Origin of the sequence: Mesorhizobium sp. WSM3873 (assembly GCF_001672445.1) — a bacterium.
GTDB lineage: Bacteria > Pseudomonadota > Alphaproteobacteria > Rhizobiales > Rhizobiaceae > Mesorhizobium.
Map to the genome: position 1 here is coordinate 1 of NZ_LYTM01000034.1, position 25,957 is coordinate 25,957.

27 protein-coding genes and 1 riboswitch are annotated in these 25,957 nt (G+C 64.0%); of the genes, 16 read left to right on the forward strand and 11 right to left on the reverse strand.

Annotation, left to right across the window (positions count from 1 at the left end):
* Window positions 1-499 (forward strand): IS630 family transposase (locus tag A9K71_RS19680; protein ID WP_156752724.1); only part of this gene is annotated, 499 nt, incomplete at its 5' end.
* Window positions 500-681: 182 nt separating this feature from the next.
* Here A9K71_RS19680 and A9K71_RS19685 read toward each other — a convergent pair.
* Both A9K71_RS19685 and A9K71_RS19690 read right to left on the reverse strand, forming a co-directional pair.
* Complete coding sequence (locus A9K71_RS19685) at window positions 682-1,161, reverse strand: isoprenylcysteine carboxylmethyltransferase family protein (protein WP_066999543.1); 480 nt, start codon at window positions 1,159-1,161, stop codon at window positions 682-684.
* A complete protein-coding gene (locus A9K71_RS19690) occupies window positions 1,158-2,159 on the reverse strand; it encodes a DUF1624 domain-containing protein (RefSeq protein WP_066999546.1) in 1,002 nt (333 codons plus the stop codon). The genes A9K71_RS19685 and A9K71_RS19690 overlap by 4 nt, the downstream gene beginning before the upstream one ends.
* Window positions 2,160-2,385: 226 nt before the next feature.
* On the opposite strand from A9K71_RS19690, the gene A9K71_RS19695 reads away from it, so the two are divergent.
* Window positions 2,386-3,585, forward strand: coding sequence for an MFS transporter (locus A9K71_RS19695; RefSeq protein ID WP_066999549.1), 1,200 nt, complete (start codon window positions 2,386-2,388; stop codon window positions 3,583-3,585).
* Here the strand turns inward: A9K71_RS19695 and A9K71_RS32680 are convergent.
* Together A9K71_RS32680 and A9K71_RS32685 are read right to left on the reverse strand one after the other, a co-directional pair.
* On the reverse strand, window positions 3,554-4,177 hold the full coding sequence (locus tag A9K71_RS32680; protein ID WP_245299685.1) for an SRPBCC family protein: 624 nt from the start codon (window positions 4,175-4,177) through the stop codon (window positions 3,554-3,556). The genes A9K71_RS19695 and A9K71_RS32680 overlap by 32 nt on opposite strands.
* The gene (locus tag A9K71_RS32685) at window positions 4,177-4,752 is read right to left on the reverse strand and encodes an aromatic ring-hydroxylating dioxygenase subunit alpha (protein ID WP_245299686.1); all 576 of its coding nucleotides are present in this window, start codon (window positions 4,750-4,752) and stop codon (window positions 4,177-4,179) included. The genes A9K71_RS32680 and A9K71_RS32685 overlap by 1 nt, the downstream gene beginning before the upstream one ends.
* A 140-nt stretch (window positions 4,753-4,892) precedes the next feature.
* Between A9K71_RS32685 and A9K71_RS19705 the strand changes: the two genes are divergently transcribed.
* From A9K71_RS19705 to cobO, 5 genes are all read left to right on the forward strand, one after another.
* A complete protein-coding gene (locus tag A9K71_RS19705; protein ID WP_066999553.1) occupies window positions 4,893-5,579 on the forward strand; it encodes a gamma-glutamylcyclotransferase in 687 nt (228 codons plus the stop codon).
* Window positions 5,580-5,649: 70 nt separating this feature from the next.
* A riboswitch (cobalamin riboswitch) is annotated at window positions 5,650-5,848 on the forward strand.
* Between the two features lie 36 nt (window positions 5,849-5,884).
* Window positions 5,885-6,064: a CbtB domain-containing protein gene (locus A9K71_RS19710; protein WP_066999556.1), complete on the forward strand. Its 180-nt coding sequence runs from the start codon at window positions 5,885-5,887 to the stop codon at window positions 6,062-6,064.
* Window positions 6,065-6,079: 15 nt separating this feature from the next.
* A complete protein-coding gene (locus A9K71_RS19715; RefSeq protein ID WP_066999559.1) occupies window positions 6,080-6,877 on the forward strand; it encodes a CbtA family protein in 798 nt (265 codons plus the stop codon).
* Window positions 6,870-7,391, forward strand: a complete 522-nt coding sequence (gene cobU / locus A9K71_RS19720) for a bifunctional adenosylcobinamide kinase/adenosylcobinamide-phosphate guanylyltransferase (RefSeq protein ID WP_066999562.1) — start codon at window positions 6,870-6,872, stop codon at window positions 7,389-7,391. The genes A9K71_RS19715 and cobU overlap by 8 nt, the downstream gene beginning before the upstream one ends.
* A 1-nt stretch (window position 7,392) precedes the next feature.
* Window positions 7,393-8,022 carry a cob(I)yrinic acid a,c-diamide adenosyltransferase gene (gene cobO / locus A9K71_RS19725; protein WP_066999565.1) on the forward strand — a complete coding sequence of 210 codons (630 nt, stop codon included), beginning with the start codon at window positions 7,393-7,395 and terminating at the stop codon, window positions 8,020-8,022.
* A 6-nt stretch (window positions 8,023-8,028) separates the two neighbouring features.
* On the opposite strand, the gene cbiB is transcribed toward cobO, so the two are convergent.
* On the reverse strand, window positions 8,029-9,018 hold the full coding sequence (cbiB, locus tag A9K71_RS19730) for an adenosylcobinamide-phosphate synthase CbiB (RefSeq protein ID WP_066999568.1): 990 nt from the start codon (window positions 9,016-9,018) through the stop codon (window positions 8,029-8,031).
* Between cbiB and cobD the strand changes: the two genes are divergently transcribed.
* The gene (gene cobD / locus A9K71_RS19735; RefSeq protein WP_066999570.1) at window positions 9,017-10,066 is read left to right on the forward strand and encodes a threonine-phosphate decarboxylase CobD; all 1,050 of its coding nucleotides are present in this window, start codon (window positions 9,017-9,019) and stop codon (window positions 10,064-10,066) included. The two genes, cbiB and cobD, sit on opposite strands and share 2 nt — an antisense overlap.
* Before the next feature lie 2 nt (window positions 10,067-10,068).
* Window positions 10,069-10,578: a tyrosine phosphatase family protein gene (locus A9K71_RS19740; protein ID WP_066999573.1), complete on the forward strand. Its 510-nt coding sequence runs from the start codon at window positions 10,069-10,071 to the stop codon at window positions 10,576-10,578.
* A 15-nt stretch (window positions 10,579-10,593) separates the two neighbouring features.
* Here A9K71_RS19740 and A9K71_RS19745 read toward each other — a convergent pair whose 3' ends face one another.
* Both A9K71_RS19745 and A9K71_RS19750 read right to left on the reverse strand, forming a co-directional pair.
* Window positions 10,594-11,391 (reverse strand): creatininase family protein, encoded by a 798-nt coding sequence (locus A9K71_RS19745; protein WP_066999576.1) that lies wholly within the window; start codon window positions 11,389-11,391, stop codon window positions 10,594-10,596.
* 66 nt (window positions 11,392-11,457) lie between these two features.
* On the reverse strand, window positions 11,458-11,841 hold the full coding sequence (locus A9K71_RS19750; RefSeq protein ID WP_066999580.1) for a RidA family protein: 384 nt from the start codon (window positions 11,839-11,841) through the stop codon (window positions 11,458-11,460).
* Between the two features lie 253 nt (window positions 11,842-12,094).
* Here A9K71_RS19750 and A9K71_RS19755 point away from each other — a divergent pair, with 253 nt between their 5' ends.
* The 7 genes from A9K71_RS19755 (at window position 12,095) to A9K71_RS19785 (ending at window position 18,778) form a co-directional block, all read left to right on the forward strand.
* Window positions 12,095-13,099 carry an ABC transporter substrate-binding protein gene (locus A9K71_RS19755; RefSeq protein WP_066999582.1) on the forward strand — a complete coding sequence of 335 codons (1,005 nt, stop codon included), beginning with the start codon at window positions 12,095-12,097 and terminating at the stop codon, window positions 13,097-13,099.
* A gap of 15 nt (window positions 13,100-13,114) precedes the next feature.
* Window positions 13,115-13,933 (forward strand): ABC transporter ATP-binding protein, encoded by an 819-nt coding sequence (locus A9K71_RS19760; protein WP_066999585.1) that lies wholly within the window; start codon window positions 13,115-13,117, stop codon window positions 13,931-13,933.
* Window positions 13,920-14,771 (forward strand): ABC transporter permease, encoded by an 852-nt coding sequence (locus A9K71_RS19765; protein WP_066999589.1) that lies wholly within the window; start codon window positions 13,920-13,922, stop codon window positions 14,769-14,771. Before A9K71_RS19760 ends, A9K71_RS19765 begins: the two co-directional genes overlap by 14 nt.
* A gap of 12 nt (window positions 14,772-14,783) precedes the next feature.
* Window positions 14,784-16,082: a cytosine deaminase gene (locus tag A9K71_RS19770; protein WP_067000839.1), complete on the forward strand. Its 1,299-nt coding sequence runs from the start codon at window positions 14,784-14,786 to the stop codon at window positions 16,080-16,082.
* A 2-nt stretch (window positions 16,083-16,084) separates the two neighbouring features.
* The gene (locus A9K71_RS19775) at window positions 16,085-17,482 is read left to right on the forward strand and encodes an FAD-binding oxidoreductase (RefSeq protein WP_082980613.1); all 1,398 of its coding nucleotides are present in this window, start codon (window positions 16,085-16,087) and stop codon (window positions 17,480-17,482) included.
* A gap of 127 nt (window positions 17,483-17,609) precedes the next feature.
* On the forward strand, window positions 17,610-18,191 hold the full coding sequence (locus A9K71_RS19780; RefSeq protein ID WP_066999594.1) for an NAD(P)H-dependent oxidoreductase: 582 nt from the start codon (window positions 17,610-17,612) through the stop codon (window positions 18,189-18,191).
* The gene (locus A9K71_RS19785; RefSeq protein WP_066999596.1) at window positions 18,191-18,778 is read left to right on the forward strand and encodes an NAD(P)H-dependent oxidoreductase; all 588 of its coding nucleotides are present in this window, start codon (window positions 18,191-18,193) and stop codon (window positions 18,776-18,778) included. Before A9K71_RS19780 ends, A9K71_RS19785 begins: the two co-directional genes overlap by 1 nt.
* 145 nt (window positions 18,779-18,923) lie before the next feature.
* Here A9K71_RS19785 and A9K71_RS19790 read toward each other — a convergent pair whose 3' ends face one another.
* The 4 genes from A9K71_RS19790 to A9K71_RS19805 are packed head-to-tail and all read right to left on the reverse strand — an operon-like array spanning window position 18,924 to window position 25,898.
* Window positions 18,924-21,371, reverse strand: a complete 2,448-nt coding sequence (locus A9K71_RS19790) for an FAD-dependent oxidoreductase (protein ID WP_066999599.1) — start codon at window positions 21,369-21,371, stop codon at window positions 18,924-18,926.
* On the reverse strand, window positions 21,368-22,549 hold the full coding sequence (locus A9K71_RS19795) for a pyridoxal phosphate-dependent aminotransferase (protein ID WP_066999602.1): 1,182 nt from the start codon (window positions 22,547-22,549) through the stop codon (window positions 21,368-21,370). Before A9K71_RS19795 ends, A9K71_RS19790 begins: the two co-directional genes overlap by 4 nt.
* Window positions 22,549-23,448 carry a homocysteine S-methyltransferase family protein gene (locus tag A9K71_RS19800; protein ID WP_066999604.1) on the reverse strand — a complete coding sequence of 300 codons (900 nt, stop codon included), beginning with the start codon at window positions 23,446-23,448 and terminating at the stop codon, window positions 22,549-22,551. Before A9K71_RS19800 ends, A9K71_RS19795 begins: the two co-directional genes overlap by 1 nt.
* The gene (locus A9K71_RS19805; protein ID WP_066999607.1) at window positions 23,445-25,898 is read right to left on the reverse strand and encodes an FAD-dependent oxidoreductase; all 2,454 of its coding nucleotides are present in this window, start codon (window positions 25,896-25,898) and stop codon (window positions 23,445-23,447) included. Before A9K71_RS19805 ends, A9K71_RS19800 begins: the two co-directional genes overlap by 4 nt.
* Between the last annotated feature and the right edge of the window lie 59 nt (window positions 25,899-25,957).

Genomic DNA, 25,957 nt, shown 5'->3' on the forward strand with positions numbered 1-25,957 from the left:
CGACGAGACCGGAACCACGACGAAGATGACGCGCTTGCGCGGTCGCTGCCTGAAGGGTCGGCGGTTGCGCTCAAAGGCACCGTTTGGACATTGGAAGACGCAGACCTTCATCGCCGGGCTGCGCTGCCATGGGCTTACCGCCCCTTTCGTTGTCGACGCGCCGATGAACCGGCGCATCTTCGAGACCTACGTCGAAACGCAGCTCGCTCCGACGTTGGCAAGGGGCGATGTCGTCATCCTTGACAACCTCGCCGCCCGCAAGAGTCCAGCCGCCGAGGCAGCCATCAGGGCAAGAGGCGCATGGCTGCTCTTCCTGCCGCCCTACAGTCCGGATCTCAACCCGATCGAAATGGCCTTCGCCAAGCTCAAGGCGCATCTGCGCGCAAAGGCCATCAGAACCATCGACGCCCTGTGGCAGGCCATCGGCGATATCTGCAATCTGTTCTCCCCAACAGAATGCAGAAACTACTTCACTGCCGCAGGCTATGGACTCACATGAAAATCCGCCGCTCGTCGCAGACGTTCGAGATTGGCCGGAGCTTTCGAACTTCGTCATCCCACGGCGGAGCAGCCGCGAAGCGGCGTCGCGGCTTGCTTCGCCCTAGGATGTCACGGATGCTTCTGCTAATCGCCGAGGTGCGGGCCCGCTCGCACCCAGCAACCTTCATTGTCGATACAGCCTTAGATCCAGCGCCGGACCCGCTTGGCGTAATCGCGGTATTTCTTGCCGAACTTTGCCGCCAGTATCTTTTCCTCCTTCTCGATCGCCATTTTCTGCGTCGCGAAGGCAGCGAGGAAGGCGAACAGCAGGAACCATACGATGCCGGTGATGAAGGAGACGCCGATCAACAGCAGCGTATTGGCGAGATACATCGGGTTGCGGGTGATGCCGAAGGGCCCCGATGTCACCAGATGGTCGGGCTCGGCATTGGGATTGAGCGTCGTCCTGGCGCGCACCATGGAGCGGATCGCGGTAACCCAGAGCGCTGCCACGCCAAAGAGCGCTACCCAGCCGGCGCCGACGAGGATAGCGCCGAATATGTCCCCGATCCAGGGCAGCGGGTAGAGCATGCCGAGCACGACGCTCAGCGCGATCGCGACGACATAGATCACAGGCGGCCAGGGAATGATCCCGTGTCCGGGCTTTGCGATACCGGTCATTGCTGCCCTCCCTCCATTTCGTCCTCGGTCCCGGCGGTGCAGGTGCTCGCCAGATCGGCCAGATGCGATTTCCAGGCGCTGGACTGGTCGTTGCTGTAGAGCTTGTCGAGAGACGCTTCGCCCTTCAGCGTGTCCAGCATGCAGCCACAATAGCTGGAACAGAACTTGCTGTCCCGCTGCTGTTCGCACTGCGCCTGGCAAGCCGACAGGAAACCAGCGTCCTTGTCTTGTGGCGCGGCCGGCATCACCTGCGAGAACAGCCACACCGAGCCGAACAGAAGCGGCTGGTGGATGAGATAGAAGGCGAGGCTGTGCCGGCCGATGAAAGTCAGCGGGTTCGACCAGCGTCCGGGCATCCAGGTCGCCAGCCGGGCGAGAAGCCCGGATGCCGAAGCGAGCTTGACGACCGCGATGCCGGCAAGCACTGCGCCGAACCAGGGAAACAGCGGCACATAGTCGTTCGAGCGCGGGTTGGTCGGCGACAGCCCGACCCACCACAGCGCCGGATGGTCGAAGACTTCCGACCGCAGATAATAAGGCGCCGCAATCACGGCCGCGGCGACGATCGCCGTCAGCAATGTCGGCAGCCTGAGAAAAGCCAGGCCGAGCAGGCTTGCCAGCGCGATCTCGTGCAGGATGCCGAAGAAGATGAAGCCGTCCGGCGTGGCGATATAGGTGACGACCGAGATGGCGATCGCCGCACCCGCAACCATCGCAAAGCGCTTCCAGAAGCCAGGCCAACGGATATGGCGGCCATGTGCGAGGAACAGGCTGACACCGACCAGGAACAGAAAAGTCGAGGCGATGCAGCGGGCGTAGAGCTTCCACCAACCGAAGGCGGTGAGGCCCGGCGAGGTGTAGCCGAAGTTTTCGAGATCCCAGGTGAAATGATAGCTCGCCATCGCGATCAGCGCGATGCCGCGCAGGACGTCGATGGCGACGATGCGGCCGTGTTTCGGCGCGTCTTGAACGGCGACGCCGGTCGTCTGAAGGGTCATTGATCTCGCAATCCGATTCAGTCGTGCCAAACGACTATCACGGTTCGGGCGAACAACAGAGGGTGGATCGGCTGTTGCCATTCCGGCGGCATGGCAAGCCGCTTTAGGCCAGCGGCGGAAAGCCTTTGGCCGGCTTCGCTTTTCGGCCTCTCGGAGTCGGTTTCCTGCTACCGGTCCGCTACTGGTCCGGCCAGATTTGGCGAGCGATTCACTTTTCGGAGGGCCGATGTCCACCCATGTGCGCCATCCGATCTGGCTTCCGGCTCTCAGGCCCGCCGATGCGCGCACCTTCGCTTCGCTCTATGCGGTCGAATCCTTTGCTCGCGCCACCATCTCCAGCGTCATCCCGATTCAGGCCTACGAGATCCTGCACAATGAGCAGATCGTCTCGATCCTCTACACCATCGTGTCGCTGCTCGGGCTGTCGGTGACGCTGTTCATGCCGATGCTGATCCGCCGCTTCGCGCGGCGCTGGATCTACACGGCCGGCTGCCTGATGCTGGCGATCGGCTCGGTGTTCTTCGTCACCCACACGCTGCCGGGACAACTCGCCGGGATGCTGTGCCGCGTCATGGGGGCGAGCGCGCTGTCCATCACACTTAACCTCTACATCATGGACCACATCCGCAAGACCGACTTCATGCAGGCGGAATCGCTGCGCATGGCTTGGTCGATGTTCGCCTGGACCGGCGGGCCGACGCTCGGCATTTTCCTCTATACGCGCTTCGGGATTTATGCCGCGCACGGCGCGGTCGTGGCTTTCGCGCTGGCGCTGCTGGCGTTGTTCTGGACCTATCGGCTGGGCGACAACCCTTCGATCCGTCCCGGCAAGAGCCGTCCGATCAACCCGCTCGCCAATATCGGCCGCTTCGTCGCGCAGCCGCGGTTGCGCCTCGCGTGGCTGATCGCCTTCGGGCGCTCGTGTTTCTGGACGACCTTCTTCGTCTATGGCCCGCTGTTCATGGTGATCACGGGCGAGGGCAAGCTTGCCGGCGGGCTGCTGGTTTCGGCCGGCAATGCGCTTCTGTTCATGGCGATCTTCTGGGGCAGGGCGGGAAAGCGCTTCGGCGGCCGTCGGACCATGGCTTTCGCCTATTTCGCCATGGCGGCGATGCTTTTCTTGGCCGGCGGCGTCGGCGCCGCCGCGCCGCTGCTCACCGCCGCCTTCCTGCTCGGCGGCGCCTTGTTCACCATCGCGCTCGACGCGCTGGGCTCGACCGCCTTCATGCGCTCGGTGCGTTCCTATGAACGAGCGCAGATGGCGGCTGTCTACCGAACCTATCTCGATTTTTCCGAGCTGACGCCGCCGCTGGTCTATTCGGTGGTGCTGACCTTCTTCGGTCTTGGCTCGGTGTTCGTCACGCTCGGCCTGTTGGCCGCCTTCTGTGGATTCTTCACCTGGCGCTATCTGCCGAAGTCGTTTTGATCGGCTGCAACGCCGCATGGCGCCCACGCACCCACTCGTGGAAGCGGCGCAAATCGTACTCCTCGGGCATCAGCACGCCGGCCTGGTGGCGGATCGAGTGCAGGCCCTTCTGGTTGATCTCGCAGATCGCGGCGTCCTCCTCCAGCACCTGCGCGCCGAAGGCGACGATGTTGTCGATATCGGTTTGTGCCAGGGCATCGGGCGCGAACAGCCATTCGGCGGTGAGTTCCGTCTGCTCCGGCCCTAGCGGGGCGAGACGCACCGTGCGGACATAGTCGACATGGCCGACGACGAACATCGAGGGCAGCGAGGTAGCGTAGGTCTGGCCGGCGGCTCGCTCGGCCGGCGTCAGCCCAGCAAAGACCGGTCCATGGACGCGTCCGTCGCGCGACCAGGTCTCGGCGCCGGCGCGCAGGCCGCCGGAAAACTCCGGCGCATCATTATCCGCATAGCGCGCCCATTCCGGATCGTCATGCCTCGCCATCAGGCCGCGGCCATAGATCGGCACCAGCCGCGACAGGTCCTTATGGACGCCAGGGCAATGCAGGCATTCGTTGAAGTTCTCCCAGAAGATTTTCCAGTTGCAGTTCATCACCTTGGTGAGCCGGTGCCCGGGGACGAGCGTCTCCAGCGGCCAATTCGAAAGATCGCGGGAGGCGGAGTCGAAGGAGGCTTCCGCCGAGCCATCGGATCCTCTGCGAGATTGATGAAGACGAGGCCGCGCCACACTGACAGCGCCACCCGGTAGAGCGGATAATTGTCCTTGTTGAAGCCTTCGGGCAGCGATTTCGATGGGATACGGACGAGATCGCCGCGCAGCGAATAGGTCCAGGCGTGGTAGGGGCAGGTGAGCAGCCTTGCCTTCAGCCGCCCTTCGCTTTCCTGGCAGAGCTGCGAGCCGCGATGCCGGCAGGTGTTGTGGAAGGCGCGCAAGCTCCCGGTCTCGTCGCGCAGCACGACGACCTCCTGCGAGCCGATACGCGCGGTTCGAAAGGCAAGAGGTTCCGCGAGATCGGCTTCGCGGCAAACCATGAGCCAGCTCCGATACCAGATCGCTTCGAGATCGAGCCGGTAAGCGTCGGCTTCCCGATAGGCGCTTGCAGGCAATGTCGGCTCGAGGCTGGTGAGGCCATTGTAGCGGCTGTGTTCGCTAGGATTTGGCTGCATGAGCGGCTCCCCTTGGCTGATGACAGCCGACACCCGGGCAGGACCGTTGTCAATTGCGCGGCCATTGTCGCTTCCGGGTGCTGCCCTTAAGGTCACTTCGTAATCGCCTGCGGTTCCGCCGGCTGCCCAGGATTGCAAGCATGCCTGCAAGAACGATGTCGCTGACCGTGGAACTGGTCGCCCGCTGTTTTCGCGCGGTCGATGACCCGGGGCCCGACCCGGATGCCGAGCATCTCGTGGACAGCGACTATGAAGCCATGCTGGATGCATTCGAGGCCGAGCTACCTGCAACCGAGCCTCTCTGGCTGTTCGGCTACGGCTCGCTGATCTGGAAGCCCGAGATTGAGCATGTCGAGGAGCGCGTCGCCGTGGCACGCGGCTGGCATCGCTCCTTCTGCATGAAGATGACGCGCTGGCGCGGCACCAAGCAAAGCCCCGGCCTGATGATGGCGCTGGATCGTGGCGGCCAATGCAAGGGCGTTGCTTTCCGCCTGAACGGTGGTGACCGCCGGCAGGCCTTGGACAGGCTTTTTCGCCGCGAGATGACGCTGAAGCCGACCAGCTACCGACCTCGCCTGCTGCAACTCGCAACCGACAAGGGACCGTTGAGAGCGCTTGCCTTCGTTATCAATCGCAAAGGCACGACCTATGCCGGCCCACTCAACGAAGACGAGGTGGTCGACAGGCTGGCGACCTCGTGCGGCCACTGGGGTTCAGGCGCCGACTATCTCTACAACACCGTGAAGAACCTCGAACAGCGCGGTATTCACGACCGCCATTTGTGGCGATTGCAGCAGCTCGTCGCCGAGCGGATCGCCGGATCTTAGTCCGAAACCGGTGCCGCAATCACGCTGCGGCGTGACGGAATTTGGTTTGCCGGTCGCGACGATTCTGCCTATAGTCGATGGCGTCGTCGGTTCCGTTTTTGGAGCCAAGAGGGAATGCGGTGAGGGTGGAGTCTTTGCCCTAAGCCGTGGCTGCCCCCGCAACTGTGTGCGGTAGTCCTCTCCATAGACCACTGAGGTTTGTCCTCGGGAAGGTGGGGAAGGGTGCGAATCCGCGAGCCAGGAGACCTGCCGGCGACAGGAAAGTTGACTTCGATGCCCTCGGGTGGAGGGCGAAAGGACAAGACATGAATACCGCTTCCGTCGCCCTCGGCGCCTCCGTCTCCTCGCAGTCGCGCATCATGCAGCTGGCTCTCGCCGCGCTGCTCGGCATTTTCGTCGTCGGTTTTGTCGGCTTCTCGCACATCGATGCGGTCCACAACGCTGCCCACGACTATCGTCACTCGATGGCTTTTCCCTGCCACTGACGAAGGCCCGATATCATGAATCTGTTTCGCAACGTCGTGTTCGTCGCGGCGATCGCAGGGCTCGTGGCGGGCATCGCGCTTGCCTGCATGCAGGCCTATGCGACCGTGCCGCTGATCCTCAAAGCGGAAGTCTATGAAAAGGCGGGCGGCGGTCATCACCACGACCATGCCGCCAACACTGGAACTGGCACTGCCATGAGCTCGGCCGAACCGGCGGGCAATGCGATGAGCAGCGCCGCTCCTGCGTCGACGGAAGCGGCGGCTCCGACCGAGGACGAGGGCTGGGCTCCGGCCGACGGCTTCGAGCGCTTCGCCTTCAACGTTGTCGCAAACATCGTCACCGGCATCGGCTTCGCACTGATCCTGGTCGCGGTGTCGGAATTCGCCGGTGGCATCGGCAGCTGGCGCCAGGGCGTGTTCTGGGGCCTTGCCGGTTTTGCGGTTTTCACGATCGCGCCCGGCCTCGGCCTGCCGCCGGAACTGCCGGCCATGCCGGCGGCGGAACTTCTGCCACGCCAGATCTGGTGGATTTCGACGGTGGCCGCAACCGCGGTCGGCCTTGGATTGATCGCCTTTCGCAAGTCGCTGCCCTTGGCAATTCTGGCGGTCGTGCTGATCGTCGCTCCGCACGTAGTCGGCGCGCCGCAGCCCGTCAGCTTCGAGACGGCGATTCCCGAGGGGCTGCACCATCAGTTCGTGGTGGCGGTGACCCTCACCGATCTGGTCTTCTGGCTGGTGCTCGGTGCGGCCGTCGGTGTGGTGCGCGGGCGCTTCACCGGTACATCGACCAGCCTGCGCGACAGCTTTGCCTGATCGCGCGGACGGCCATCTGACCTTCATCATCGGCGGTGCGCGCTCCGGCAAGAGCGCGCATGCCGAGTGCCTGGTGGCGGCAAGCCCGTCGCCTTGGGCCTATATCGCCACCGCGCAGGCCTATGACGAGGAGATGCGCGAGCGCATCGCGCTGCATCGCTCGCGCCGCGGCAAAGGCTGGGTCACCGTCGATGCGCCGCTCGACCTGGTCCGCGCGCTCGACGCCTTGCCCGATCACCAGCCGGTGCTTATCGATTGCCTGACATTGTGGCTGAGCAATCATATGCTGGCGGACCACGATATCGAGGCCGAGTGCCGGCGGCTCTCGGATGTGCTTTCGCAGCCGCGCGGACCGTGGTTTGTGGTCTCTAACGAAGTCGGGCTCGGCATCGTGCCGGACAATGCGCTGGCGCGCCGGTTCCGCGACGCCGCCGGGCGGCTCAACCAGCAGGTCGCGGCTGTCGCCGACAGCGTGCTGATGATGGTGGCGGGGCTGCCGCTCAAGGTGAAGTGACATGGGCGAGATCAAAGACACGATCATCGACGACAAGGATGCCGAACGCCATCGAGCCAAGATGGCCAAGCGCAAGGCGGTGCAGGATGCCGAGGTGGCCGGCAAGACGATCGAGAAGGGACTGCTGATCGTCAATACGGGGCCGGGCAAGGGCAAGACCACGGCTGCGTTCGGCCTGGCGCTGAGGATGCTCGGCTACGGCAAGCGCGTCGGCGTCGTCCAGTTCATCAAAGGCAAATGGCACACGGGCGAGAAGGATGCCTTCGCCGCCTTTGGCGATCGCGTCGTCTGGCACGCGATGGGCGAGGGCTTCACCTGGGAGACGCAGGACCTGAAGCGCGACATTGCCGCCGCCGAGGCTGCCTGGGCGAGGGCGCTCGAGCTGATTGCCGACCCGTCAATCAGCCTCGTGGTCCTCGACGAGCTCAACATCGCTCTGCGCTACGACTATCTCGAGCTGGAAAAGGTGGTCGCGGCGCTGAAGGCGCGTCGCGAGGGCTTGCATGTCGTCGTCACCGGCCGCAATGCCAAGCCGTTGCTTGTGGAGGCCGCCGATCTCGTCACCGAGATGGGGCTGACCAAGCACCATTTCGCGGCCGGCGTGAAGGCGCAGCAGGGGATTGAATTCTGAGGCGCCTTAGCCGCCGATCAAAATGGTCAGGTAGATCACCGTCGCCGACAGAATCGCGAACAGGCCGATCAGCAGCCCGTCGGCGACGCGATAGAGTTCCAGCGCCTGCCTTATGTCGGTGCTTTCGGCCTCGCGCCTGCCGCCTTCGCCCATGAAGGCATCCTCGACGACTTCGCCGCCATAACTGCGCGGTCCGGCCAGGGCGAGCCCCAGCGCGCCGGCCATGGCGGCTTCCGGCCAGCCGGCATTGGGCGAACGGTGCTTCTTCGCGTCACGCCGCATGACCTGCCAGGCGTTGCGGGGGTCGGCGCCCTTGACGATGAAGGCCGCCAGCACAATCAGCAGGCCGGTGAGCCGCGATGCCGGCAGGTTGACCAGGTCGTCGAAGCGAGCGGCCGCTCGGCCGAAGGCCTCGTATTTCGGTGTGCGGTGGCCGATCATCGAATCAGCAGTGTTGGCGGCCTTGTAGGCAGCACCCCCGGCCAAACCACCGACACCGGTCCATATGGCGGGCGCGACGATCCCGTCGGAGAAATTCTCGGCCAGGCTTTCGATCGCGGCGCGGGCAACGCCCGCCCTGTCGAGCTTGTCCGGATCGCGGCCGACGATGCGCGAAACGGCGATGCGGCCGAGCGTGAGGCCGCCGGTCTCCAGCGCATCGGCGACATCCTCGACATGCTCGGCGAGGCTCTTCTGCGACAGAAGCGAGGAGCTGAGGATGGCCGCGATGACCAGGCCGGACGGAAAGATCAGCCAGAGCAAGACATGCAGCGTCAGGCCGATCGCCGCTGGCACCAGCAGGATTACCAGAAGCGCCTGGACGCCGCGGCGGCGACGCAATTCGTCGGAATCGGTGGCGCGGTTGAGCCTGCGATCGAGAAAGGATATCAGCCTGCCGATCCAGGTTACCGGATGACCGATGGCGTTGAACAGCCAGTCCGGATAGCCAAGGGCACGTTCGATGGCGAGTGACAGGAAAGCGATCAGGATCGACATGAAGCTTCTAAGCGGAGCGGTTGCAGCGGTTGATCACGGCGGCAGCCTTGGCCGGGCAAGCGCGCTCTTTCCTCATGCGCCGCAGCCTTTCCTTGACCTCTCGACAGGTATCAATCCGCACTCCTATCCGCTTTTCGATCTGCCCGCCACCGCCCTGTCACGATTGCCCGAGCCAGGACGACTGCGCGAATTGGCCGAAATTGCGGCCAAGGCGTATGGCGCGCGGTCGGCGGCGCATGTCGTGGCCGCGCCCGGCACGCAGATTTTGTTGCCGCGGGTCGCTTCGCTGGTGAAGCCAGGCAAGGCACTGGTGCTGGGTCCAACCTATGCCGAGCACGCCAGGGTGGCCGCGATTGCAGGCCACGCGGTTGTGGAGGTGGGCGACTTCGACGCCTTGGCGGACGCGGACCTTGCGGTGCTGGTCAACCCGAACAATCCGGATGGGCGAGTGATCGAAAGGCACCGCCTGGTCGGCCTTGCTGCGCGGCTTCGCGCGAAGGGCGGCCTGCTGGTGGTCGACGAAGCCTTCATGGATGTCGGCCCGGTCCAACACAGCCTTGCCGGCGATGTGGGCCAGGGTGGTATGGTGGTGCTGCGCTCCTTCGGCAAATTCTTCGGCCTTGCCGGCGTCAGGCTTGGTTTCGCGCTGGCCGACCAACTGACAGCCGAGCGGCTGGAGGCGCAGCTTGGGCCATGGGCTGTCGCCGGTCCTGCACTTGAATACGGAATCCGCGCATTGGCGGATGCCGGGTGGCAGGATGACATGCGACAGGGCCTGGCAGCCGATGCCAAGCGCCTCGACGCGCTGCTCAGCCGATTCGGTATCGCGGTCGCCGGCGGCACCAGTTTGTTCCGCTATTTGTCGTTCTCCGATGCTGCCTCCCTGTTCTCCGCTCTTGGCGAACGCGGTATCTTGGTCCGCCATTTTGCCGATCGTCCGCACGCCTTGCGCGTCGGTCTGCCCGGCAGCGAAGAGGAGTGGCAGCGGCTCGAGAGCGCGCTTGCAGCGTGGGCCTCGCGGCGCGACGATGCGCCGAAGGAGTGCTGACGATGATCCATGTCTGTTCGCTGTCGAAGGTGGAGGAGACCGTTGCGAGAACCGGCGCGGAGCGCTTGCTGTCGCTGCTCGCCGACGGTACCGAGATGGTCCGTCCGGCCTCGATACTGGCCGAAAACCATCTGCATCTCGTCATGCACGACATCGTCGCCGCGCAGGAAGGCATGACCATGCCGGGCGAGGAGCATGTGCGCGCGCTGCTCGACTTCGCCTATCGCTGGGACAGGGCCAAACCGATGGTCGTGCACTGCTATGCCGGTATCAGCCGCTCGACGGCATCGGCCTATATTATCGCGGCGGCACTGGCGCCCAAACGCGACGAGGCGGAGCTGGCGAAGACGCTGCGCTTTCTCTCGCCGTCAGCGACGCCCAATCCAAGGCTGATTGCCGTTGCGGATATGTTGCTTGGGCGAGAAGGCCGGATGATCGCGGCGGTCGAAGCAATCGGGCGCGGTGCAGATGCCTTTGAAGGGATTCCGTTCGAACTCAGCATTAGAGATTGAGCTCGCACTGTTCCGCTACGCCAGCCAGTCGGCAAGCCTCGCCTTACGCACATCCCTGGCCAGGCTGATGAAGCCATCGGCCTGATGCTCGGCGGTCAGCCGGCCTTTTTCAGCGGTGGCGATGCTGGCGTCGCCCACCACGCCGTTCGGATTGAGGTCGCTGGCGATCCAGGCGAAGGCGTGCGTTCCGGTGTGGCGCAGCAGGGCGAATTCCTTTTCAGCGCGACCGACATTGGAGACGAAATTGTCGGCCTTGCCCATATCGACGAGATCTGGCCGAAAATACAGCATTAGCGAGGTCTCGACATCGCCGCCATGGATGCCGTGACGGTCTTCGAGCTCGGTATACATGCCGGCGGGACGGCCGAAGCGCTGCCAGCTCGTCTTCACCGCCAGCATTTTTGCGCGCACCCGCAATTCGCGCGTGACAATGCCCATGATCTCCTCGTTGCCGCCATGCGAGTTGACGACGATCAACTTTCTGACCCCGGCGCGGGCGACCGAGAGGCCAAGCTCGGTCCAGGCGTCGACCAGGGTGGTGGCCGGCAAGGTAAGAGTTCCCGGCGCATGCAGATGCTCGTTCGACTTGCCCACCGCCTGCACCGGCAGGATGCGGATGTCGATGTCCTCGGGCAGGCGCGCAATCACCGTCTCCAGCATGCCCGTCATGATCGAGGTGTCGGTCGAGACCGGAAGGTGAGGGCCATGCTGCTCGACCGCCGCCACCGGCAGAACGGCAATCGTCGCTTCCGCGTCGATCGAGGCGTATTCGGTCGTCCGATAGTCGCCCCACCACACACGTCTTGTCGTCACTGTGGTCTCCCGATGGTCTGCTGTTCGGCCCGAAGGTCTAAAGCGCCTGGCCATTCCGGGCAACAGCTAGCCTGCTGCCAGGACCTCCACCTCGACCTTGAATTCCGGGCGGGCAAAACCTGAAACGATCATCAGTGTCGAAGCCGGCGCCGGATCGGAAAACAGGCGATTGCGAACGTCCATATAGGCCTGCAGGTGCGCGCGATCGGTGACGAAGGCGTTGATGCGCACGACATCGTTCAGCGTCAGCCCGGCCTCGCTTAATATTGCGGCAATATTCTTGAAGCAAAGCTCGGTTTGCGCGCCGGCATCATCCGGGACGGCGTCATCCGGCGTGATGCCCAACTGACCCGAACATAGCACAAGGCGCTTTCCCGCTGGAATTTCAACGCCATGGCTATAACGGGCAAAGGGCGGCTTGATCGACTTGGGGGCGAGATAATTGAGCATGGCATTCTCCTGTCGGCAGGCAGACTAAGGCCGGATTCATGAAAGCTGCAAGATGCGGTGCATGCCGCCGGGCGATTATGGACAGGCGTCCAAAAAATGGGCACGATGCCATTTGTACAGCATGACCCGTCCGGTCTCGGCAATGACTGCCGCGCAAGCAGGCGGCCCAAGGCGGTGGCATGTGTCTTGCTTCTTGAACCAATGGAGTGGAGCCCAGCGCGCAGCGCGCCGGAGCCAAGAGAGGGTGATGTTTATGTACGGAAAAGAAAAAATCCTGGCGGGTGCGATCGCGCTGCTTGCTGCCAGCACGCTGGGCGCTGCGGCCAACGAGAAGGTCATCTTTGGCACCAACTGGCTGGCCGAGCCGGAACATGGCGGCTACTACCAGGCGATCGCCGACGGCACCTACGCCGCCTGCGGCCTCGACGTCACCATCATGCAGGGCGGCCCGCAGGTCAGCGGCCGGCCGATGCTGCTGGCCGGCAAGATCGATTTCTACATGGGCGGCAACCTGCTCTCGGCCTTCGACGCCGTGCAGCAGGGCATTCCGATGCGCGTCGTCGCCGCCGACTTCCAGAAGGACCCGCAGGTCATCATGTCCCATCCGGGCGAAGGGCTGGACAAGTGGGAGGACCTGAAGAACGCCGACCAGTATATCCTCGGCGACGAGGGCGCGCAGACCTTCTTCCAGTGGATGGTGACCGATCTCGGCTTCGATGCCGCCAAGCGCGTGCCATACACCTTCAATCCGGCGCCCTTCATCGCCAACAAGAAGTCGATCCAGCAGGGCTATGTCACGTCGGAGCCCTTCGCGGTGCAGAAACAGGGCGGCTTCGTGCCGAACCAGTTCCTGCTCGCCGACAATGGCTGGGATACTTATGCCACGACCATCGAGGTGATGCAGGACACCATCGACAAGCGGCCGGAGGTGGTGCAGTGCTTCGTCGATGGCTCGGCCAAGGGCTGGTACAACTACCTCTACGGCGACAACAAGGCCGCCAACGAGATGATCAAGAAGGACAATCCGGACATGACGGATGAGCAGATCGCCTTCTCGATCGAACAGCTGAAGAAGTTCGGCATTGTCGATTCCGGCGATACGGAAAAGCTCGGCATCGGCGGCATGACGGAAGCGCGCATCCAGAGCTTCTACGACAAGATGGTCAAGGCCAAGGTCGCGCAGCCGGGCATCGACATCAAGAAGGCCTATACGCTCGCCTTCATCAACAAGGGGGTCGGGCGGGAGCTGAAGAAGTAAGGCGGCCTGCCTGAGATGATCCAGGAGAAAGTGGCGCAGGCAACGGCATCGGGTGAGAGCCCGATGCTGCTTTCCTTACGCAATGTCGGCAAGGTCTTTTCCAACGGCGTCACGGCGCTGAGCAAGGTCGACCTGGCGATCCGCGAAGGCGATTTCCTAAGCCTGCTCGGGCCCTCGGGCTGCGGCAAGTCGACGGCGCTCAGGTTGATCGCCGGCCTGTCGACGCCGACCTCCGGTCAACTCGACTGGCGCGGCTCAATCGACCGCTTGAATATCGGCTTCGTCTTCCAGGAGCCGACGCTGCTGCCATGGGCCAGCGTCTTCGACAATGTCTGGCTGCCGCTCAGGCTGAAAGGCGTATCGCGCCCGGAGGCCAAGCCCGCGGTGATGGAAATGCTGTCGCGCGTCCATCTCACCGGTTTCGAGAATGCCGTGCCGCGCGAGCTTTCCGGCGGCATGAAGATGCGTGTCTCGATCGCACGGGCTATGGTGACCAAGCCGCGCATTCTTCTGATGGACGAGCCCTTCGCGGCGCTCGACGAGATTACCCGCTTCAAGCTCAACAACGATCTTCTCGAGCTTTGGCAGGACGAGCGGTTTACCGTCGTCTTCGTCACCCACAGCGTCTTCGAAAGCGTGTTCCTCTCCAGCCGTGTCGTCGTCATGGCGGCACGACCGGGCCGCGTCCACGGCGAGCTTGCAATCGAAGCGCCTTATCCTCGCGACGAGGCATTCCGGACCTCGCCCGACTATGCGGCGCTCTGCCGGCAGGCCTCGGACGTGCTGGTCAATGCCATCAACTCAACCGCCGGACCTCATCATGACGGCCATTGAAGACAATGCCCTGAAGCTCGACCCGGAAGAGGCGCGCCGCGTCCGCCAGGAGCGGCTGGAGCGGATCGGCAAATGGGTACTGCCGCTGGCGATCATGGTGCTTGCGATCTGGCTGTGGGATCGCATCTGCATCTGGAACGGGATCCCGCAATACATCCTGCCGCGCCCGGGCGTGGTGCTGCAGACGCTGCATGACGATGCCGGGCTGTTGTTCTCTTCGCTGCTGGTGACGCTCAGGATCACCTTCCTCAGCCTGCTGCTTGCCGTCATCGGCGGCGTCGGGCTGGCGGTGCTATTCGCGCAGTCGAAATGGGTGGAGATGTCGTTCTTCCCCTTCGCCATCGTGCTGCAGGTGACGCCGATCGTGGCGATCTTCCCGCTGATCAACATCTACATCAACAACCAGACGACCAAGCTCCTGCTCTGTGCCTGGATCGTCGCCTTCTTCCCGATCCTGTCCAACACCACGCTCGGGCTGAACTCGGTCGACCGCAACCTGCGCGATTTGTTCAAGCTCAACGGAGCAACCCGCTGGCAGCAATTGCGCTATCTGCGCCTGCCGGCGGCGATGCCCTATTTCCTCGGTGGGCTGAAGATCGCCGGCGGCCTGTCGCTGATCGGCGCCGTGGTGGCCGAGTTCGTCGCCGGCGCGCAGGGGCAATCATCCGGGCTTGCCTCGCGCATCATCGAGGCGGGCTACCGGCTCAATGCTCCCAGGCTGTTCGCGGCGCTGATCCTGATCTCGCTCACCGGCATCCTGATCTTCCTGGTGCTGTCGCTGGTGTCGCATCTCATCCTGCGCCGCTGGCACGAGAGCGCGCTGAAGCAGGAGCGCTAGGGTGCCTGAATGTTGATCCCAGCCTCTGGTCGTTACCAGCTCGCCAACGTCCGCGTTCATCAATCGCTGACGCCGGGCCTTGCCGCAAGCTTCGATGCCGATGGTTTTGCGCTTGCCGACATTGCCGTCGCCGACGGCAAGATTGCTAGCATCATTGCGCACGGCAAAGCCGAGCCGCCATTCGATGCAATCGAGCTTGGCGGCCGCATCGTGCTGCCCTGCTTCGTCGACTGCCATACGCATATCGACAAGGGCCATATCTGGCCGCGCAAGCCAAATCCCGACGGCACGTTCATGGGCGCGCTCAACGCAACTGGCGCTGACCGCGCCGCTCGCTGGACCGCGGAGGACGTGGCGAGGCGCATGGATTTCTCGCTGCGATGCGCTTACGCGCACGGCACCAAGGCCGTGCGCACGCATCTCGACAGCGTGGCGCCGCAGGAGGAAATCTCCTGGCCGGTGTTCGAGACGATGCGGGAAAAATGGCGAGGCCGGATCGAGCTGCAGGCCGCCTGTCTGCTTGGCATCGAAGGCGTGCGCGACAAGGCCTGGTTCGAGCGTCTGGCGAAACGCGTCGCCGCGGCCAAGGGCGTGCTCGGCGTTGTCACTTACATGGTGCCCGACCTCGAGGAACTGCTCGACAAGGTGTTCGCTGAAGCCATCAAGCATGGGCTCGACCTCGATTTCCATGCCGACGAGACCGACGATGTCGCGGCCGTCTCGCTGAAGAAGATCGCCGAGGCTTCGCTGTGGAACGGTTTTGGGGGCAATATCCTGATCGGGCATTGCTGCTCGCTGGCGCGCCAGCCCGACCTCGAAGTTCTCGACACGCTGGACAAGGTGGCGAAGGCCGGACTGGCGGTCGTGTCGCTGCCGATGTGCAACCTCTATCTGCAGGACCGGCGCAACAACGGCACGACGCCCCGCTGGCGCGGCGTGACGCTGCTGCACGAGATGAAGGCACGCGGCATCAAGGTGGCGGTTGCTTCCGACAACACGCGCGACCCGTTCTACGCCTATGGCGACCTCGATATGTTGGAGGTCTACCGCAACGCGACACGGATCCTGCACCTCGACCACCCTGTCGGTGACTGGCCGAAAGCGATAGCGGCGACGCCGGCCGAGGTGATGCGGCTGGAAGGTGTCGGCACTCTCGCCGCCGGCGGCAGCGCCGACTTCATCGTCCTCAAGGGACGCAGCTGGACCGAATTGCTGTCGCGGCCCGAATCGGATCGCATCGTGGTGCGCGAGGGCAGGGCGATCGAGCGCCGGCTGCCCGACTATGCTGAACTCGACGAATTGATGGTGTGATGATGGATATCGCAGCGCTGAAGCGCGATCTCGAAGGCCTCAAGATCGACGACCATCCGGCCATCGTCCAGCAGAAGAGCCGCGACTTCTACTGGTACAGCCCCGTCCTCAAACAACAGCTCGATCATGTCACCGGTGACCTGATCGTGACGCCGAAGAACGAGGACGAGGTGATCCGCGTTTTGGCTGCCTGCCACCGGCACGGCGTTCCAGTCACACCGCGCGGCAGCGGCACCGGGAATTACGGACAGGCGATGCCGCTGTCAGGAGGCGTGGTGCTCAACCTCGCCGAAATGAATGAAGTGAAGGCGATCGCGCCGGGCCGCGTGGTGACCGGGCCCGGAGCAGTTCTGGCCGACATCGATCGCGCCGCGCGGGCACATTCCGCGCAGGAACTGCGCATGTCGCCCTCCACCTACAACACCGCCTCCATCGGCGGCTTCGTCGCCGGCGGCTCGGGCGGTATCGGCTCGATCCGCTGGGGCGGATTGCGCGATCTCGGCAATGTGATCCGGCTGCGGACCGTGACGATGGAGGCGGAGCCGCGCGTCATGGACCTCTCGGGCGAGGACGTGCTCAAGGTCATGCATGCCTATGGCACCAACGGCATCATCACCGAGGTTGAGATGCCGCTGACGGCGTCCTACGATTGGGTCGATGTCATCGTCGGCTTCGACGATTTCATGGGTGCCGCGGGCTTCGGCAACGACCTCGCCGAGCAGGACGGCATATTGGCGAAGCTGATCACGCCGATCGCGGCACCCATTCCTTACGATTATTTCAAGCGACACCAGAAGTTCTTCCGGCGCGAGCAGAGCATCGTGGTGTGCATGATCGCGCCGCACGCGATGGATGGCTTCCTCGCGTTCGTCCGGGCCAGCAAAGGCGAAATCGTCTTCCGGGCCGACCAGGAGACCGACCTCAAGGGATTGCCGCCGGCCTACGAGCTGACCTGGAACCACACGACGCTGCGCGCCATCAGGGTCGATCCGACGATCACCTATCTGCAGGCGCGCTATCCGTCGCCGGACCATCTCGCGCACGTCAAGGCGATGGTCGACCGTTTCGGCGACGAGGTGCCGGCCCATCTCGAATTCATCCGCTTCGACGGCGCGATCGGCGCCGCCGGGCTGCCGCTGGTCCGCTTCACCACGGAAGAAAGGCTCGACGAGATCATCCGTATCCACGAAGACAATGGCTGCTGGATCTTCAACCCGCATCGCTACACGCTGGAAGAGGGCGGCATGAAGCAGACCGACGAGGTTCAGCTTGCCTTCAAGCGCGAGACCGATCCGCAAGGATTGCTCAACCCCGGCAAGATGATTGCCTGGGAGAATCCGGGCTATGACTATCGCTCCGGCAAGCCGTTCCTGTTCAAGGGGCTGCAAAAGGCGAGGTGATCGCGATGAGCGCCCGGCGCTGCACCCACCTCTGGCCTGTCGCCTTTGGCGACATCTCCCCCACAAGGGAGGAGATGTGGCATGGGACAACAGGGGTTTGTCGAGCTGACCTGCGGGATCCACTCCCGTGAACATCCTCGTGCTCTACGCACATCCGGTGGAGACCAGCTTCAACGCCGGACTGCATCGGACGATCGTCGAGCGGCTCGGCGCGGCGGGCCACACGATCGACGACTGCGACCTCTATGCCGAGGACTTCGATCCGCGGATGACGTGCGCAGAGCGGCTCGGCTATCACGATCAGCGCGGGCCGAACGACGCGGTCGCCGGTTACATCGCAAGGCTTCAGAAGGCGGAAGCGTTGGTGCTGTCGTTTCCGGTCTGGAATTACGGCTATCCGGCGATCCTGAAGGGCTTCTTCGACCGCGTCTTCCTGCCCGGCGTATCGTTCAAGCTGGTCGACGGCAAGGTTCGGCCGACGCTGCACAACATCCGCAAGCTCGCCGCCATCACCACCTATGGCGGCAGTCGTTTTCGCGCCATGCTGATGGGCGATCCGCCGCGCAGAATGGTGACGCGCACGCTGCGGGCCACCATCAAGCCAGGCGCTCCCGTCTCTTACCTCGCACACTATTCGATGAACCTTTCGACGGATCAGACGCGCAAGGCCTTCATGGCGAAGGTGGCCGCGAGCATGGATCAATTCTGATGCGCGTGCTGGTGGTCTATTGCCATCCGGTGCCGGAGAGCTATTGCGCCGCGATCCGCGACATGGCGATAGAGGTGCTGACGCGACGAGGCTGGGACGTGCGGCTGCTCGATCTCTATGCCGAGAAGTTCAATCCGGTGATGAGCTGCGAAGAGCGGCGCTCCTACAACGAGCGCGCGCCTGAGGATCCCGCGCTCAGGCCGCATTTCGAGCATCTGCAATGGGCCGAGGCGATCCTCTTCATCTACCCCACCTGGTGGTACGGATTGCCGGCGATGCTGAAGGGCTGGTTCGATCGCGTGTGGGCGACCGACATCGCCTTCAAGCTGCCGCGCGGCAAAGGCCGGATCCAATCGCTGATGACCCATGTGACCAAGGTCGGCGTCATCACCACCTGTGGCGCGCCGACCTGGTGGAGCGTCGTTGTCGGCCAGCCCGGCCGCAAGACGATCCTGCGCGGCATGCGTGCCATCTGCGCACCCCGCTGCAAGACGTTCTTCCTGGCGCACTACCTGATGGATTCCTCGACGCCGAAGAGCCGGACGGCGTTTCTGGCGAAGGTAAGGGCGAGGCTGGAAAACTTTTGAGGATAGCTCTCTTCTCCCCCGTTCAACGGGGAGAAGATGGCGGCAGCCAGATGAGGGGCGGCGCCAAATTACAAAGGTGAGGCGCTGCCCCTCATCCGCCCTTCGGGCACCTTCTCCCCGTAGAACGGGGAGAAGGAACACTGCGCTACATCCTGACCCGTTCAGCCTTCGGGTCGTACATCGGCCTCAACGATGCTTCCGCGGCGAAGCGTTCGCCGGCGATCTCGACCTCGTAGGATGAGCCCAGCACATCCGCCTCGCTCTCGCCCTCGCAGGGCACATAGCCGAGCCCGATCGCGCCGCCGAGATGGTGGCCGTAATTGCCCGAGGTGATCGGACCGACGATCATGTCGTCGCGCAGGATTGCTTCGTTGTGGAATAACAGGGGCTGCGGGTCCTTGAGGCGGAACTGCACCAGCCTGCGGCTCAACCCGGCTTCCTTCTTCCTGAGCACCGCGTCACGGCCGATGAAGTCGCTCTTGGCCGTCTTCACCGCAAAGCCAAGGCCTGCCTCCAGCACATGGTCCTCGTCGGTGATGTCGTGGCCGAAATGGCGGAAGGCCTTTTCGATGCGGCAGGAATCCAGCGTATGCAGGCCGCAGAGCTTCAGCCCGACATCGGCGCCGGCTTCAATGATCGCCTCGAAGACATGGGCGGCCTGATCGGTCGAGACATAGAGTTCCCAGCCGAGCTCGCCGACATAGGTAACGCGATGGGCACGGGCCAGCCCCATGCCGATCTCGATGTCCTGGCAAGTGCCGAACGGATTGGCCTGGTTGGAAAAATCGTTGGGGCTCACCTTCTGGATCAGCTTTCGCGAATCGGGGCCCATCAGGCAGATGACGGCTTCGGCAGCGGTTACGTCGGTAATGACGACGAATTCGTCGGCGACGTGCCGCCTCAGCCAGGCGAGGTCACGCTGCAAGGTGGCGCCCGGCACGACGAGGAAATAGGCGGTCTCGGACAGCCGCGTCACGGTGAGGTCGCTCTCGATGCCGCCTTTGGCGTTGAGCATCTGCGTGTAGACGATCTTGCCCGGTTCCACGTCCATGTCGTTGGCGCAGAGCCGCTGCAGGAAGGCACAAGCGTCGCGGCCTTCAACGCGGATCTTGCCGAACGAGGTCATGTCGAACAGGCCGACGCCGTTGCGCACGGCGAGGTGTTCCTCGCGCTGGTTGTCGAACCAGTTCTGCCGCTTCCAGGAATAGCGGTATTCGCGCTCCTGTCCTTCGCGGGCAAACCAGTTGGCGCGCTCCCAGCCGGCCACCTCGCCGAAGACGGCGCCACGAGCCTTCAGATGCTCGTGCAGAGGCGAGCGGCGCACGCCGCGCGAGGTAGCCATCTGGCGATAGGGGAAATGATCGGCGTAGAGCAGGCCGAGCGTTTCGGAGACGCGTTCCTTGAGGTAGCGACGGTTCTTCTGGAAGGGCTGGGCGCGGCGGATGTCGACCTCCCAGAGGTCGAAAGGCGCCTCGCCGTCATTGATCCACTGCGCCAGGGCCATGCCGGCCCCGCCGGAGGAAACGATGCCGATTGAATTGTAGCCGGTCGCCATCCAGTAGCCGGAGAGTTCCGGCGCCTCGCCGAGATAGTAGCGGTCGTCGGGAGTAAAGCTCTCGGGGCCGTTGAAGAAGGTGTGGATGCCGGCCGTGCCCAGCATCGGCATACGGTTGACGCCCATTTCGAGGATCGGCTCGAAATGGTCCATGTCCTCGGGCAACTGGTCGAAGCAGAAATCCTCGCGGATGCCGTCCATGCCCCAGGGTTTCGCCACCGGCTCGAAGGCGCCGAGCATCATCTTGCCGGCGTCTTCCTTGTAGTAGGCGCACTCGTCCGGCACGCGCAGCACCGGCAGGCGGGTGAGGCCGGGGATGGGCTCGGTGACGAGGTAGAAATGCTCGCAGGCGTGCAGCGGGATGGTGACGCCGTTCTGCCGGCCGAGCTCGCGCGCCCACATACCGGCGCAGTTGACGACGATGTCGGTCTCGATCGTGCCCTGGTCCTCGCCCTGAGCCCAGGAGACAGCGGAGACGCGGCCGTTCCGGGTGTGGACCTTGGTGACCTTCACGTTCTCGATAACCGTCGCTCCGCATTGCCGCGCGCCCTTGGCCAGCGCCATGACGATATTGGCCGGGTCGCACTGGCCGTCGAGAGGCAAATGTACCGCGCCGACCACATCGGAGACGTTGAGATGCGGGTACATCTCCTTGACTTCGCTGGGCGAAATCTCGCGCACGTCGACATCGAAGGCGCGGGCTAGCGAGGCCTGCCTGTAAATTTCGTGCTTGCGTTCTTCGGTCAGCGCCACGGTGATCGAGCCGACCTGGCGCATGCCGGTGCCGACGTCGGTTTCCGCCTCGAGCTTGACGTAGAGGTCGGCCGAGTATTTCGCCAGCCGGGTCATGTTCTGCGAGGCGCGCAACTGGCCGATCAGGCCGGCGGCGTGCCAGGTCGTGCCCGAGGTGAGCTGCTTGCGCTCAAGCAGCACAATGTCGGTCCAGCCGAGCTTGGCCAGATGATAGGCGACCGAGCAGCCGGAGACGCCGCCGCCGATAATGACCGCGCGAGCTTTGGTTGGAATGGTTTTGGTCATGCGGCCTCGCGGCGGTAGTCGGAAGCGAAGCGGCGCACGCGAAGCGCTGCTTCCTGAAGGACAGGTTCAGGCTGGCAGAGGCTGATGCGGATGTGGCCGGCGGCGGCCTCGCCGAAGCTCGAGCCAGGCATGACGCCGATCTTCTCCTTGTCGAGCAGCGCCCAGGCGAATTTCTCGTCGTCGGGCTCGATGGCCGATATGTCGAGCATGACATACATGCCTCCTTCGGAGCCGCGCACGGTGACTTCATTTGCGCCGCGAATGGCGTCGAGGAACACGGCGCGGCGCCCGGCGTAACGCTCGGCTATTTCGTCCACGCCGTAGTGGTTTTCAAGCGCCTCGGCGCAAGCGATCGAGATGAAGGCCGGCAGGCCGTAGGTGGTCACCAGGTTGAGATCGGTCATCAGCGCGATCATCGCCTTCGGGCCGGTGAGCCAGCCCATGCGCCAGCCGGTCATGCCGTGGCTTTTCGACATGGAATTGATGACCAGCGTGCGCTCGGACATGCCGGGCAGCGAGCGCGGCGAGATGTGCTCGCCGCCGCCGAGCGTCCAGTAGACCTCGTCGGATAGCAGCCAGAGATCGTGCTCCTTGCAGATTTCGGCCAATTGCTCGAGCCGTTCGCGCGAATAGACTGCGCCTGTCGGGTTGTTCGGGGTGTTGATCAGGATGGCGCGCGTGTTGGGCCTGAGCGCCGCGCGGATCCTGTCGGCGCGCGGCTGGAAGCCGTCCTCGGCCGGCGTCTCGACCACGGTGAAGCTGGCGCCGGCGGCGCTGAAGGTGTTGGGGTAGGTGGCATAATAAGGCGCGACGACGATCGCGTGATCGCCGGGGTCGAGCACGCCCTGCACGGCGGCGTAGAGCGCGCCCTGACCGCCGGCCGTGGCGATGACCTCGTCGGGCTCCGTCAGGACGCCGGTGCAGGCGGAGGAGGCCGCCGCCATCGCCTTGCGCAGGCGCGGCAGGCCGGGAAGCGGCGTGTAGTGGTGGTTGCTGCCGCGGACGGCGTTGACGCAGGCCTCGATCGTTTGCGACGGCGTGTCGAAATCATGGTCGCCGACCGAGAGCACGATGATGTCCTCGCCGGCTGCCCTGCGGGTCCAGGCGGCGAAATGGACTTCCCAGCCGTCCTTGCCCGATGGCACGATGCCGGTAATGCGCTTTGATGGTTTTGGCATCAGGCTACTCCCGAGATGTGATGGCCGGCCTGGATGAGCCGGCCGCGTAGCGCAGCGATGTGAGCCGGCCCGACTTCACAACAGCCGCCCACAATGCTGGCGCCAGCCTCGACCCAGCCCATCGCCTGGTCGGCATAGGCGTGCGGATCGAGATCATGGCGCGCGTGCAGCACGTTGACCGTGCCGCCATGCTTGAGCGCCTCGACCGAGGTGAAGCCATTGGCATAGGCGCCAACCGGACCGCCGAGGGCCAGCAGCTCCGGCAATGCGGCGGCAATGGCTTCGGGCCGGCAGCAGTTGAGCAGCCGTGCCGCCACCGGCAGATCGCCGAGGGCGCTAGCCGCGGCGGCAATGCTCTCGCCGCTGCGCAGGCGGGGCGTGCCGTGGTCGGCGAGCGTCCAGGAAATCCAGACCGGCTTGCCGCTCTCGCATGCCGCGGTGACCGCCGCGCGGGCCTCGTCGGCGGAAGCCATGGTCTCGCACAGGAATAGATCGACGCCTTCTGCCTGTTCGGCGACGATGCGGCGGTAGATGCCGAGCGTCTCCTCGAAGGAGATGGTCAGCGCCGGCGCGTAGCTGCCGAACAGAGGCGAGAGGCAGCCGGCGATGGCGGCTTCACCCGCTTCGTCGCGCGCCTGCCGGGCGAGCTCGATGCCGCGCTTCTGCAGAGGCTTAAACAGCTCTTCCGCGCCCTCGCGCGCCAGGCGCTCGGGCGTGGCCGAATAGGTGTTGATGGTGATGACGCGAGCGCCGGCACGGATGAATTCCGCATGCAGGTCGCGCACCAGTTCCGGTTCGTCGATCAGCACTCTGGCCGACCACAAAGGCGTCGGTTCGGACTGACTGCGACGGACCAACTCCTGGCCCATGCCGCCATCGGTAAGAATGACGGATGTCATGCTCTCAACCTTTCGTTCTTCGGATCCCACAGCGGCTCGTCCTTCTGCACCACCGCCTTGAAACGGTCGCCGAAGATTTCGACCTCGACCGCCGTGCCGGGCTCGGTCAGGTCGGAACGCAGCATGCCGAGCGCGATCGACTTGTCGACGCGATGGCCCCAGCCGCCCGACGTCGTCTCGCCGACAATCTTGCCGTCATGCCAGAGCGTCGACATATAGGGCGCGTCGCAATCGCCGGGGTTTTCTACGACCAGCGTGACGAAGCGCTTCTTCACGCCCTGCTGCCTTTCGTTGAGCAGCGCCGCCTTGCCGCGGAAGTCGGGCTTGTCCCATTTGACGAAGCGTTCGAGCCCGCCCTGCAGGATCGAATAGTCGGTCGAGAGGTCGCCTTTCCAGGCGCGGTAGCCTTTTTCCAGCCGAAGCGAATCCAGCGCGTACATGCCGAAGGGCTTTAGGCCATGCCTCTGGCCGGCGGCCCAGACCGCGTCGAAGACGGTAGCCGTGTCCGCGACCTTGGTGTGGATCTCCCAACCGAGCTCGCCGGCGAAGGAGACGCGCACCAGCTTCGCCCAGCGGCCGGCGATGGTCGTCTCCTGATGCGTCAGCCAAGGCAGGGAGAGATCGGCGTCGCAGACGTCAGCAAGGATAGCGCGCGAGTTCGGGCCGGCGAGAATCTGGGTTGAGTATTCCTCCGTGCGATCGGTCAGCCTGAAGGCCGCATCGGCCGGCATGCGCGACTTCAACCATTCGAAGTCATGCCACTGCGCGACGGCCGCGGTGATTAGCGTCATCTGGTCCTCGCCATGGCGCACGACCGACATTTCGGTAACGATGCGGCCCTTATCGTCCGCGAAATAAACCAGGCCGATGCGGCCGGGCTTCGGCACGAGGCCGGTGACCTGCAGGGCCAGCCATTCGGCGGCGCCCGGACCTTCGAGGTTGAAACGCGAGAAGCCGGGCAGGTCGAGGATGCCGGCTGCGTCGCGCACAGCCAGGCATTCCTCGCGAACGCGCTGCTGCCATGGCCCGTCGCGGCGGAAAGTCAGCGTTGATTCTTCCGAAATGTCGTCGCCCGGTTGCGCATACCAAGTGGCGCGTTCCCAGCCATTATAAGCGTCGAACTGGCCACCCTGCGCTTTGACGCGCTCATGCAGCGGCGAGTGCTTGCGGTCGCGGCCGGCCGGCCAGGCGTGGCGCGGGAACTGGATGGCGTATTCGTTGCCGTAGATCTCCATGCCTTTGGCAACGCAATAGTCGGGTGCCGAAGCAAAGGCGGTGAAGCGGCGCGGATCGCAGGACCACATGTCCCATTCGGTCTGGCCCTCGGTCACCCATTCGGCCAGCACCTTGCCGGCGCCGCCACCTTGCGCAATGCCGAAGGTGAAGACGCAGGCCTCGAAAGCGTTCGGCACGCCGGGCATCGGACCGATCAGTGGATTGCCGTCCGGCGCATAAGGGATCGGCCCGTTGATCACCTTGGAAAGGCCTGCGGTGCCGAGGATCGGCACACGGGCAACGGCGTCGGCAAGGTAATGCTCGAGACGGTCGAGATCGTCCGGGAAAAGCTGGAAGGAAAAATCCTCCGGCATCGGATCGTTGTGGCCGACCCAATGCGCGCGGCAATTGCGCTCATAGGGACCGAGATTCATGCCGGTCTTTTCCTGGCGCAGGTAGTAGGAGGTGTCGACGTCGCGCAGCAGCGGCAGTTTCTTGCCCTGTTCCTTGGTCCATGCGGCCAGCTCGGGGATTTCCTCGAACAGGATATATTGATGGCTCATCACCATCATCGGCACTTCGCGGCCGAACATTTTTCCAACTTCGGCGGCGCGATAGCCGGCGGCATTGATCACGATCTCGCAGCGGATCTCGCCCTGCGGCGTCGCCACCACCCATTCGCCGTTTTCGCGGCGAACGCCGGTGACCGGGCAGAAGCGGATGATTTTCGCGCCCATGTCGCGCGCACCCTTGGCAAGCGCCTGCGTCAATTGCGCGGGATCGATGTCGCCGTCGCTCGGGTCGTAGAGCGCGCCTTTCAGCTCATGCGTCTCGATGAAGGGGTAACGGCGCTTGATCTCGTCGAGGCCGACGACGTCGATGTCCATGCCTTGATAGCGGCCCATGCCTTTGGCGCGCTGGAACTCCTGCATGCGCTCCTTGGTGTGGGCGAGCCGCAACGAGCCGGTGACATGGCAGTTCATCGGATAGTCGACCGCGTCGGCGAGGCCCCGGTAGAGCTCGGTAGAATAGCGCTGCATGTTCATCAGCGACCAGGACGACGAGAAGGTCGGCACGTTGCCGGCCGCGTGCCAAGTCGAGCCGGAGGTCAGCTCGTTCTTTTCCAAGAGCACGCAGTCGGTCCAGCCCGCCTTGCAAAGGTGGTAAAGTGAGGAGGCGCCAACGACACCGCCTCCGATGATCACCACGCGTGCCGTGGTCGGCAAACCGGCCATGTTCTCCTCCAACGTCCAAAGCGCGTCGGGACGCGCTTTTGATTCTTTGTTTCACGCAG

What these genes read in the sequence shown, in the direction of transcription:
- A9K71_RS19685 (WP_066999543.1), bottom strand. Translation starts at nt 1,161, where the DNA reads ATGACCGGTATCGCAAAGCCCGGACACGGGATCATTCCCTGGCCGCCT.
- A9K71_RS19690 (WP_066999546.1), bottom strand. Translation starts at nt 2,159, where the DNA reads ATGACCCTTCAGACGACCGGCGTCGCCGTTCAAGACGCGCCGAAACAC.
- A9K71_RS19695 (WP_066999549.1), top strand. Translation starts at nt 2,386, where the DNA reads ATGTCCACCCATGTGCGCCATCCGATCTGGCTTCCGGCTCTCAGGCCC.
- A9K71_RS32680 (WP_245299685.1), bottom strand. Translation starts at nt 4,177, where the DNA reads ATGAACTGCAACTGGAAAATCTTCTGGGAGAACTTCAACGAATGCCTG.
- A9K71_RS32685 (WP_245299686.1), bottom strand. Translation starts at nt 4,752, where the DNA reads ATGCAGCCAAATCCTAGCGAACACAGCCGCTACAATGGCCTCACCAGC.
- A9K71_RS19705 (WP_066999553.1), top strand. Translation starts at nt 4,893, where the DNA reads ATGCCTGCAAGAACGATGTCGCTGACCGTGGAACTGGTCGCCCGCTGT.
- A9K71_RS19710 (WP_066999556.1), top strand. Translation starts at nt 5,885, where the DNA reads ATGAATACCGCTTCCGTCGCCCTCGGCGCCTCCGTCTCCTCGCAGTCG.
- A9K71_RS19715 (WP_066999559.1), top strand. Translation starts at nt 6,080, where the DNA reads ATGAATCTGTTTCGCAACGTCGTGTTCGTCGCGGCGATCGCAGGGCTC.
- cobO (WP_066999565.1), top strand. Translation starts at nt 7,393, where the DNA reads ATGGGCGAGATCAAAGACACGATCATCGACGACAAGGATGCCGAACGC.
- cobD (WP_066999570.1), top strand. Translation starts at nt 9,017, where the DNA reads ATGAAGCTTCTAAGCGGAGCGGTTGCAGCGGTTGATCACGGCGGCAGC.
- cbiB (WP_066999568.1), bottom strand. Translation starts at nt 9,018, where the DNA reads ATGTCGATCCTGATCGCTTTCCTGTCACTCGCCATCGAACGTGCCCTT.
- A9K71_RS19740 (WP_066999573.1), top strand. Translation starts at nt 10,069, where the DNA reads ATGATCCATGTCTGTTCGCTGTCGAAGGTGGAGGAGACCGTTGCGAGA.
- A9K71_RS19750 (WP_066999580.1), bottom strand. Translation starts at nt 11,841, where the DNA reads ATGCTCAATTATCTCGCCCCCAAGTCGATCAAGCCGCCCTTTGCCCGT.
- A9K71_RS19755 (WP_066999582.1), top strand. Translation starts at nt 12,095, where the DNA reads ATGTACGGAAAAGAAAAAATCCTGGCGGGTGCGATCGCGCTGCTTGCT.
- A9K71_RS19760 (WP_066999585.1), top strand. Translation starts at nt 13,115, where the DNA reads ATGATCCAGGAGAAAGTGGCGCAGGCAACGGCATCGGGTGAGAGCCCG.
- A9K71_RS19765 (WP_066999589.1), top strand. Translation starts at nt 13,920, where the DNA reads ATGACGGCCATTGAAGACAATGCCCTGAAGCTCGACCCGGAAGAGGCG.
- A9K71_RS19775 (WP_082980613.1), top strand. Translation starts at nt 16,085, where the DNA reads ATGGATATCGCAGCGCTGAAGCGCGATCTCGAAGGCCTCAAGATCGAC.
- A9K71_RS19785 (WP_066999596.1), top strand. Translation starts at nt 18,191, where the DNA reads ATGCGCGTGCTGGTGGTCTATTGCCATCCGGTGCCGGAGAGCTATTGC.
- A9K71_RS19790 (WP_066999599.1), bottom strand. Translation starts at nt 21,371, where the DNA reads ATGACCAAAACCATTCCAACCAAAGCTCGCGCGGTCATTATCGGCGGC.
- A9K71_RS19795 (WP_066999602.1), bottom strand. Translation starts at nt 22,549, where the DNA reads ATGCCAAAACCATCAAAGCGCATTACCGGCATCGTGCCATCGGGCAAG.
- A9K71_RS19800 (WP_066999604.1), bottom strand. Translation starts at nt 23,448, where the DNA reads ATGACATCCGTCATTCTTACCGATGGCGGCATGGGCCAGGAGTTGGTC.
- A9K71_RS19805 (WP_066999607.1), bottom strand. Translation starts at nt 25,898, where the DNA reads ATGGCCGGTTTGCCGACCACGGCACGCGTGGTGATCATCGGAGGCGGT.